Source organism: Mycobacterium sp. TH-M25 (assembly GCF_057473665.1).
Genome location: NZ_JBYCLA010000313.1, coordinates 1 through 7,926 on the forward strand (window position 1 = coordinate 1; position 7,926 = coordinate 7,926).

The window sequence follows — 7,926 nt, forward strand, 5'->3', positions numbered from 1 at the left end:
ATACATGTAGGCGTGGCCACGGCTCGCTGCAAAGGGCCGATGGTCAAGTCTTTGTGGCAGCGCCCCGAGCTCGGCGTTGGGGGCCGGAGGGTGCCGAGCTCAGGGCGGCCGGTCTCAGTGCTTTTGAGCGGTGAGCAGCAGGTATTCCCAATCCATCGCGCCGTTCGTCAGGTATTCCTGTGCGAGCTCGGTGAGTTGGGCGTCGAGTTCGGCGGCTAGCACTGCATTGTCGCCGATGTTTGCGTAGGCCTCGATCGTTGGACCGTAATGGTTCTTGAAGTAGTCGTGGACGCCCTGGGCGGTGGCGAACCGCTTCACCTCGAGCTGTCTGCGCTCCGTTTTGACGTTGCTGACGCCATGGCCCAGCAGCCCGCGGATGTAGGCCTCGCGTCCCCATAGCGCTGCCGGGGGTAAGGCCGCCGAGAGGCTTGGCCGGTAAGGCCTGATCGTGGCTAACATTCGGCCGAAGAAGCCCTCTTGCGTCCAGCTCATCACACCGATCGTCCCGCCGGGCCGGCAAACTCGAACCAGCTCGCTGGCAGCGCGTCGATGGTCTGGCGCAAACATCACGCCGATGGCCGACATCACGACATCGAACTCCCCGTCGCCAAACGGCAGGGCTTGTGCATTGGCTTCCCGGTATTCGAGCGTCAGCCCGAGCTCTGCAGCCCTGGCCTGGGAGCGCTGCAACAGCTCCGGCGTCAGGTCGGTGGAGACAATGGTGGCGCCAGTCTTGGCGGCAGGGAGCGAGATGTTGCCGGAGCCGGCGGCGACGTCGAGTACTCGAACGCCAGGTCGAATACCCGTGGCGGCGACCAGGATTGGCCCCAGTGGGGCCATCACCTCCTCGGCCATCAGAGCGTAGTCGCCCAGTGCCCACATCGCTCGATGCGTGGCCGCAAGCGACTGGTCCTCATGGATGGGTATGTCGAGGTTCATTCTGGTCTCCTCCCAGGTGGCGATGATGCCCGCTAGAAATAGTATGTACTTGCAATAGTAAATGTCTATAACATCTGTGGGTGATTTGTGCATGTCACCGATGTGGCCTACGACACATGTACACGGCCTGCGGAATAGCAAGGCCGGGGACCGTTCTTAGACTGTTCCGGTGCGTCTCGTCTTTGCCGGCACCCCCGAACCCGCGCTGCCCGCGCTGCGTCGTCTCATCGACTCGCCTCGTCATGACGTGGTTGCCGTGTTGACCCGGCCCGACGCCGCATCCGGCAGGAGGGGCAAGCCGGAACCGTCGCTGGTGGCCCGCGAGGCGCTCGACCGCGGCATTCCCTTGCTGCGGCCAGCTCGGCCGAACTCGCCCGAGTTTGTCAGCGAACTATCGGAGTTGGCACCGCAGTGTTGCGCGGTGGTGGCCTACGGCGCGCTGCTGGCCAATCCGCTGCTCGCGGTGCCACCGCGCGGCTGGGTTAACTTGCACTTCTCGCTGCTGCCGGCCTGGCGCGGCGCGGCGCCGGTGCAAGCTGCGATCGCCGCTGGCGACACGATCACCGGAGCGACGACGTTCCAGATCGAGCCGAGCCTGGATTCTGGACCGGTTTATGGAGTCGTCACCGAGACGATCCAGCCGACTGACACCGCTGGCGATCTGCTTGAGCGACTGGCGGTTTCCGGGGCGACGCTGCTGTCGAGCACACTGGACGGCATCGCCGACGCGACGCTGACACCGCGACCGCAACCGGCCGAAGGGGTTAGCGTCGCGCCGAAAATCACCGTTGAGCAGGCCCGGGTGCGCTGGGATCTGCCGGCTCCAGTTGTTGAGCGTCGCATTCGGGCCGTCACGCCCAACCCGGGGGCCTGGACATTTATCGGTGAGTTACGGGTCAAACTCGGACCTGTGCACCTCGACGCTGGCGCTGCTGATCTGCCGAGGCCGTTGAAGCCCTTGCCGCCCGGTGGTATTCACGTAGACCGCAAAAGCGTGTGGATCGGTACTGGATCAGATCCGGTGCGGCTGGGCCAGATTCAGCCGCCAGGAAAGAAACTCATGAACGCTGTCGACTGGGCGCGGGGCGCCCGGCTGGACCCCGCAGTGCGGGCATTATGACCTCAGGCCAGGCTAAGCCACGCCGAAACCAGCCAGACCGCAAACCAGTCCGACCGCAGAATCGAGCACGCGGGCCGCGTCGCCGGCCGCTGGACCCGGCGCGTCACGCTGCGTTTGAAGTGCTTCGAGCGGTCAGTGAACGCGACGCGTATGCGAACCTTGCGCTGCCCGCACTGCTGCAGCAACGTGGTATCAGCGGACGAGACGCGGCGTTCGCCACCGAGCTGGCTTACGGCGCGTGCCGAACCCGGGGTTTGCTCGACGCGGTCATCGGTGCGGCGGCGGGACGCTCGCCGCAAGCGATCAATCCGGTGCTACTCGACCTGCTCCGGCTGGGCACCTATCAGCTGCTGCGTACCCGCGTCGAGGCGCACGCCGCGGTGTCCACCACCGTTGAACAGGCCGGAATCGAATTTGACTCGGCGCGAGCGGGTTTCGTCAATGGCGTGTTGCGTACTATCGCCGAGCGAGACGAGCGATCCTGGGTGGACGAGCTGGCCCCCGACCCGTCAGGCGATCCGATCGGGTACGCGGCGTTCGTCCATGCCCATCCACGCTGGATTGCCCAGGCCTTCGTTGACGCGCTGGGTTCGGCGGCGACAGAGCTCGACGCGGTACTGGCCAGCGACGACGAACGGCCCCGGGTGCACTTGGCGGCCCGCCCTTCAGTGCTGAGCGCTGCAGAACTAGCCGACACGGTGCACGGCACCGTTGGTCGGTACTCGCCGTATGCGGTGTACCTCTCTGGTGGCGACCCCGGACAGCTGGCACCGGTGCGCGACGGCGCAGCCCTGGTCCAGGATGAGGGCAGTCAGTTGGTGGCCCGCGCACTCACCCTGGCACCGGTCGACGGTGACACTGGCCGATGGCTGGATCTGTGCGCCGGGCCGGGCGGCAAGACCGCGCTGCTGGCTGCGCTGGGTGCCGGCTGCGGCGCTCGGGTCACCGCAGTCGAGCCGGCGCCGCGCCGTGCCGATCTGGTGGTGGACAATACCCGCGGGTTGCCGGTAGACGTGCTGCGTGTCGACGGGCGCCAGTCCGGCCTCGACCCGGGTTTCGACCGGGTGCTCATCGACGTGCCCTGCACCGGGTTAGGCGCACTGCGCCGTCGGCCCGAGGCCCGCTGGCGGCGTCAGCCTAGTGACGTGCCAGCGCTAGCCAAGCTGCAACGCGAGCTGCTGAGTGCCGCGATCGCGCTGACCCGACCCGGTGGCGTGCTGCTCTATTCGACGTGTTCACCGCACCTGGCCGAGACGGTAGGGGTGATAGCCGACGCGTTGCGTCGTCATCCGGTGTGCGCGTTGGACACCCGGTCGTTGTTTGAGCCGATCACCGAGGGGCTGGGCGATGGTCCGTATGTGCAGCTTTGGCCGCACCGGCACGGCACCGACGCCATGTTCGCGGCCGCCTTGCGCCGCCTGGCGTGAGCCGCGCCGCGGCACGCATCGTCGCCGGACTAATCTGTCGCTCATGCCTGGCCACCATGCGCGACCCTTGATCGCGCCGTCGATCCTGGCCGCTGATTTCGCCCGGCTCGCCGATGAAGCGGCCGTCGTGGCTGGCGCCGACTGGTTGCATGTCGATGTGATGGACGGTCACTTCGTGCCGAACCTGACGATCGGACTGCCGGTGGTGCAGAGCCTGCTGGCCGCCAGCGACATCCCAATGGATTGTCATCTGATGATCGACAACCCAGACCGGTGGGCACCGCCGTACGCCGAAGCGGGTGCCTATAACGTCACCTTCCACGCCGAGGCCACCGACAATCCGGTCGGGGTAGCCCGCGATATCCGGGCCGCTGGCGCAAAAGCGGGGATCAGCGTGAAGCCTGGGACACCGCTGGATCCCTACCTGGATATCTTGCCGCACTTCGACACCCTGCTCATCATGTCGGTGGAGCCCGGTTTCGGGGGCCAGGAATTCATCCCCGAAGTGCTGAGCAAGGTGCGTACAGTACGCAAGATGGTCGATTCGGGCGAGTTGACGATCCTGGTCGAGATCGATGGCGGCATCAATGCGGACACCATTGAGCAGGCAGCCGAAGCTGGCGTGGACTGTTTCGTCGCCGGATCGGCCGTTTACGGCGCGGCCGACCCCAGCGCCGCGGTAGCCGCCTTACGGCGACAGGCTGGTGCCGTGTCGTCGCATCTACGCCGGTGAGCGTTCAAACGGTCGACAGCCTCGACGCCGCCATGCGGCTGGCTGTCGAACAGTCCTACCTGGTTAAGGGCACCACCTATCCGAATCCACCGGTCGGGGCGGTCATTGTGGACCCCGACGGGCGGGTTGTCGGCGTTGGCGCCACCGAGCCGGCCGGCGGTGACCATGCTGAGGTGGTGGCGCTGCGTAAGGCCGGCGGTACGGCCGCCGGCGCCATTGCGGTGGTCACCCTCGAGCCTTGCAACCACTACGGCAAGACGCCGCCATGTGTGAACGCGCTGCTGGAAGCCAGAGTAGGAACGGTGGTCTATGGCGTCGCCGACCCTAACGCGATCGCCGGTGGCGGCGCGGCCCGGTTGACGGCAGCCGGCGTGCATGTGCGGTCCGGGGTGTTGGCTGATTTGGTGACCGCCGGACCGCTGCGGGAGTGGCTGCACAAGCAGCGGACCGGGCTGCCGCACGTGACGTGGAAGTACGCCAGCAGCATCGACGGTCGCAGCGCTGCCGCCGACGGCTCCAGCCAGTGGATCTCCAGCGAAGCCGCGCGCGCCGATGTGCATCGTCGCCGCGCCACCGCCGATGCGATCGTGGTCGGCACCGGCACCGTCCTGGCTGATAATCCGACCCTCACGGCCCGCCTGGCCAACGGTGCGCTGGCCGACCGGCAACCGCTGCGAGTGGTGGTGGGCATGCGGGACATACCGCCAGAAGCGAACGTTCTCAACGACGATTCGCGCACCATGGTGATTCGTACCCACGATCCCATGGAGGTCCTCAAGGCGCTCTCAGATCGGACCGATGTACTGCTGGAAGGGGGCCCCACCCTCGCCGGTGCTTTCCTGCGGGCCGGAGTCATCAACCGGATCCTGGCCTACGTCGCGCCGATCCTGCTGGGTGGCCCCGTCACTGCCGTTGACGACGTAGGCGTGCCCAACATCGCGCGGGCGCTGCGCTGGCAGTTCGACGGCATCGATCGAGCTGGCCCTGATCTGGTGCTCAGCCTGGTGGCGCGGTAGCCGCCTGTAGCTCGACGACTTCTGGCTCGTTCGCGTGTTCCTTGCGGCCGCTGATCAGCAGACCCAGCAGTGCTCCAATGACACATACGATGGCCGTGATCGTGAAGATGTCGCCGTACATCATCGTGTATGCGCGCTGAGCCTGGCCGGCTATCGCGGCGGCGCGTTCAATTAAGGTGGCATCGCGCGGGACCGCCGTCGACAACCCGGCAAGGATCTGGTTAAACCGGTACAACCCCCAGGCAGTCAGCGCGGCTACCCCGATCAACATGCCGGTCATCCTGGCTACCACCACTGCCGCCGAGGCGATACCGTGCTGCGCCGCCGGGACAACACGCAGGGTAGCCGACGACAATGGGCCGATCACCAGGCCGAGTCCCAGGCCGGCCACCAGCAGGTCGGAGTGCATGGCGGGCACGCTGAATACACCGAAGATGCTGTGCCGATAGTTCAGCAAGTCGACCGGCCAGTGGGAGATCAGCCAATAGCCACCCGCGGCGATGAGCAGCCCGACGAAGGCCATTATGCGGTCCCCGGCCATGGTGGCGATCCACCCGCCCAGCAGCGCCCCGATCGGCAGCGCAATCAGAAACCACACCAGTAGACCGGCCGCTTGGGTCTGGTCCATCCCCAGCACGCCCTGGCCGAACAGTTCCACGTTGACCAGCGTCACCATCAGCGCCGCGCCCGCGGCAACCGATGCGCCCAGTGCGCACAGGAATGGCCGGAAGTGCACACCGGCCGGTTCGATCAGCCGGGTGCGGGCGAAGCGCTCCCAGACCGCGAATGCCACCGCGGCGACGATCGCCCCGACCAGCATGGGCAACCCGTAGCTGGGCAGCACCTGTTTGCCGTCGGGTTGGGGGTTGTAGAGCCCGATGACCACCAGGCCTAGCGTGATGGCCAGCAGCACACCACCGACCACGTCGACCTTCTCCGGCTCGTCGCCGCGGTCGTGCGAGGGCAGGCTGAATTGGATCATCAGCATGGCGATCGCGGTCAGCGGGACGTTGATCCAGAACACGTATCGCCAATCGCTGAAGAGCCAGACGATGAAGATTCCGTACAGCGGACCCAGCACGCTGCCGAGCTCCTGCGCGGCGCCAATGCCACCGAGCACGCCAGCGCGGCTGCGCTGTGCCCACAAATCCGCGCCCAGCGCCAGAGTGATCGGCAGCAGCGCGCCGCTGGCTACCCCCTGGATGGTGCGGCCGGCGATCAGCAGATGAAAGTCGCCAAACTGCCCGGCCAGCGCGGTGACCACTGACCCGACGGCGAATCCGGCCAAGCTGACCTGTAGCAACAGCTTGCGGCCGAATCGGTCGGAAGCCCGGCCCAACAGTGGCATTGCGGCGATGTAGCCCAGCAGGTACAGGGTGACGATCCAGGTGATCCGCTGCATCTGGTTCACCGGGATGCCGACGTCACGCATGATGTCGCGCATGATGGTGACCACGACATAGGTGTCCAGGGCCCCTAGCAGTACCGCGAGGCTGCCGGCGCTGATCGCGACTCGGCGTCCCGCCTGCGTGCTCATCAGCTCACCGGGGGCTTGGTGACCTGCACCGGCTGGCCCCAATTCGACAATGTCATCTGGACGGAATTGCCTGAACTCTTATCCATCCTGATCTGCGCTAGCTGGTGATCGCCGGTCTCCTGAATCCAGACGGTGGCCGGCACGGGCTGCGTCGCGTTGAAGGGCGGCGCGATCTTGTTTACCGCATCTGCGGAGATGTTTCCACTGATGCGGACGGCGCTTTGACCGTTGATGCTGTCGCGGCCCTCGGCCTTGGCGCTGGTAAAGTTCGCCAGCACGTTGGCCAGGCCGGTCTCCGGATTCAGGATCGACGCGACATCGTAGATGTCGGAGGCTCTGCCGAAATCGCTCCATTTGTTCGGCGTCAGGGTGGCGTACAGGTCCCCGTCGGCGACCACGAAGTTGGCATTCAGATCAGACCCGCCAATGGTGATCGTGGCGTTTCCCGACGCGGCGGTGTTCGGCTTCGTGGTCAAGTCACCCGTCAGTGTCTTGACCGGCAGCCCGGTAATTTTGCCGTTCACCGACAACACCAGGTGTGCGCTCGTGACGTTCTTGGTGACGTCGGTGGCCTGTTTGACCAAGGTCGTCGCGTCGGGCAGTGGTCCGCCGCTCAGCTTGGAGCCCGATGAGCAGCCGGCGATCACGGCGGTGGCAATGCTCAGGGTGGCGAGGACGGCGAAGAGACGGCGGTGACGTCTGGGGGCTGGCATACCCTGCATCGTAGAGGGTGCCAGTGACCGGCCCGGAAAACACGGGGAGTGGTGGGGGTCGAACGCGGCGTGCCTACGTCGCTTGACAACGGCGTTTGCCGTGCCCGATAGGGGCTGGGAGGACGGCCAACTAGCCTGGTGCCATGTTCACCGGAATTGTCGAGGAACTCGGAGAGGTGACCGGCCGCGACGCCCATGCCGATGCGGCGCGCCTGGTCATTCGCGGTCGCACCGTCACCGCCGACGCTGGACATGGCGATTCGATTGCGGTCAACGGCGTGTGCCTGACGGTGGTGGAGGTGCTGCCCGACGGCCAATTCAGCGCCGATGTGATGGCCGAAACGCTGCATCGGTCCAACTTGGGCGAGTTACGGGTCGGCAGCCGGGTCAATCTGGAGCGCGCCGCGGCCATCAACAGCCGGCTCGGCGGGCACATCGTGC

Annotated in this window: 8 protein-coding genes; 5 read left to right on the forward strand and 3 right to left on the reverse strand. The window is 66.1% G+C overall.

The annotated features are described in order from the left end of the window. Positions 1-114: 114 nt before the first annotated feature. The gene (locus AC2VOU_RS10555) at positions 115-939 is read right to left on the reverse strand and encodes a class I SAM-dependent methyltransferase (RefSeq protein WP_047316298.1); all 825 of its coding nucleotides are present in this window, start codon (positions 937-939) and stop codon (positions 115-117) included. Positions 940-1,108: 169 nt separating this feature from the next. Between AC2VOU_RS10555 and fmt the strand changes: the two genes are divergently transcribed. Genes fmt through ribD form a run of 4 tightly spaced genes read left to right on the forward strand, consistent with a single transcriptional unit; the run spans position 1,109 to position 5,235 of the window. Beyond that, a complete protein-coding gene (gene fmt, locus AC2VOU_RS10560) occupies positions 1,109-2,059 on the forward strand; it encodes a methionyl-tRNA formyltransferase (RefSeq protein ID WP_486957334.1) in 951 nt (316 codons plus the stop codon). Further along, positions 2,056-3,486 (forward strand): RsmB/NOP family class I SAM-dependent RNA methyltransferase, encoded by a 1,431-nt coding sequence (locus tag AC2VOU_RS10565; RefSeq protein ID WP_054880161.1) that lies wholly within the window; start codon positions 2,056-2,058, stop codon positions 3,484-3,486. Before fmt ends, AC2VOU_RS10565 begins: the two co-directional genes overlap by 4 nt. 43 nt (positions 3,487-3,529) lie before the next feature. Beyond that, on the forward strand, positions 3,530-4,219 hold the full coding sequence (rpe, locus tag AC2VOU_RS10570) for a ribulose-phosphate 3-epimerase (protein WP_047316273.1): 690 nt from the start codon (positions 3,530-3,532) through the stop codon (positions 4,217-4,219). A 32-nt stretch (positions 4,220-4,251) separates the two neighbouring features. Then, positions 4,252-5,235 (forward strand): bifunctional diaminohydroxyphosphoribosylaminopyrimidine deaminase/5-amino-6-(5-phosphoribosylamino)uracil reductase RibD, encoded by a 984-nt coding sequence (ribD, locus tag AC2VOU_RS10575; RefSeq protein ID WP_276012167.1) that lies wholly within the window; start codon positions 4,252-4,254, stop codon positions 5,233-5,235. On the opposite strand, the gene AC2VOU_RS10580 is transcribed toward ribD, so the two are convergent. Together AC2VOU_RS10580 and AC2VOU_RS10585 are read right to left on the reverse strand one after the other, a co-directional pair. Further along, positions 5,216-6,772, reverse strand: coding sequence for an MFS transporter (locus tag AC2VOU_RS10580; RefSeq protein ID WP_047316271.1), 1,557 nt, complete (start codon positions 6,770-6,772; stop codon positions 5,216-5,218). The two genes, ribD and AC2VOU_RS10580, sit on opposite strands and share 20 nt — an antisense overlap. Next, the gene (locus AC2VOU_RS10585; protein ID WP_047316270.1) at positions 6,772-7,485 is read right to left on the reverse strand and encodes an LppX_LprAFG lipoprotein; all 714 of its coding nucleotides are present in this window, start codon (positions 7,483-7,485) and stop codon (positions 6,772-6,774) included. Before AC2VOU_RS10585 ends, AC2VOU_RS10580 begins: the two co-directional genes overlap by 1 nt. Positions 7,486-7,628: 143 nt before the next feature. Here AC2VOU_RS10585 and AC2VOU_RS10590 point away from each other — a divergent pair. Next, positions 7,629-7,926, forward strand: a 298-nt coding sequence (locus tag AC2VOU_RS10590) for a riboflavin synthase (RefSeq protein ID WP_486957335.1), incomplete at its 3' end; no start/stop codon positions are given.

Excerpts from the sequence above, each read along its gene's own strand:
- AC2VOU_RS10555 (WP_047316298.1), bottom strand. The coding sequence starts at position 939 with ATGAACCTCGACATACCCATCCATGAGGACCAGTCGCTTGCGGCCACG.
- AC2VOU_RS10565 (WP_054880161.1), top strand. The coding sequence starts at position 2,056 with ATGACCTCAGGCCAGGCTAAGCCACGCCGAAACCAGCCAGACCGCAAA.
- rpe (WP_047316273.1), top strand. The coding sequence starts at position 3,530 with ATGCCTGGCCACCATGCGCGACCCTTGATCGCGCCGTCGATCCTGGCC.
- ribD (WP_276012167.1), top strand. The coding sequence starts at position 4,252 with ATGCGGCTGGCTGTCGAACAGTCCTACCTGGTTAAGGGCACCACCTAT.
- AC2VOU_RS10580 (WP_047316271.1), bottom strand. The coding sequence starts at position 6,772 with ATGAGCACGCAGGCGGGACGCCGAGTCGCGATCAGCGCCGGCAGCCTC.
- AC2VOU_RS10585 (WP_047316270.1), bottom strand. The coding sequence starts at position 7,485 with ATGCCAGCCCCCAGACGTCACCGCCGTCTCTTCGCCGTCCTCGCCACC.